The organism is Vibrio sp. 2033 (assembly GCF_033339735.1).
Map to the genome: position 1 here is coordinate 1 of NZ_JAWOVC010000719.1, position 544 is coordinate 544.

Consider the following 544-nt stretch of genomic DNA (forward strand, 5'->3'; position numbering starts at 1 on the left):
AAAGCGTACTTACAAGAAAGTCTGTCTGATAACGCGCGCTTGAAAGCGTCGTCCACCATCTCTGCAACTCAGTCATAACTCAGAATTAAAAGGAATTGAACCATGAAAAAAATGAACCACGTATTGCAAGTTTTGATGTTGTCGGCTTCGCTAGTTGCATCGCCATTCACTTATGCGAATGAAGATAAAGGGCTGGAAATTGCTCAGGAGCGAAAATCAAGAGATGAAGGTTGGGGCGACTCTATCGCAACCATGGAGATGATTTTAAAGAACGCACAAGGTGAAAGCAGTACGCGTCTTATGCGATTGAAATCTCTCGAAGTTGAAGGGGATGGCGACAAAGGGCTGACCATTTTTGACCAGCCTCGGGATGTCACGGGCACGGCTTTTCTCAACCATTCTCATACCATTGGTGCGGATGACCAATGGTTGTATTTACCTGCCTTAAAGCGAGTAAAGCGAATTTCGTCACGTAATAAGTCGGGCCCGTTTATGGGAAGCGAGTTTGCGTATGAAGACTTGAGTTCATTTGAAATCGAAAAAT

At 44.5% G+C, this 544-nt stretch carries 1 protein-coding gene; it reads left to right on the top strand.

Annotation, left to right across the window (positions count from 1 at the left end; genetic code table 11):
- Positions 1-102: 102 nt before the first annotated feature.
- Positions 103-544 (top strand): outer membrane lipoprotein-sorting protein (locus R7P74_RS28705; RefSeq protein ID WP_318124089.1); only part of this gene is annotated, 442 nt, incomplete at its 3' end.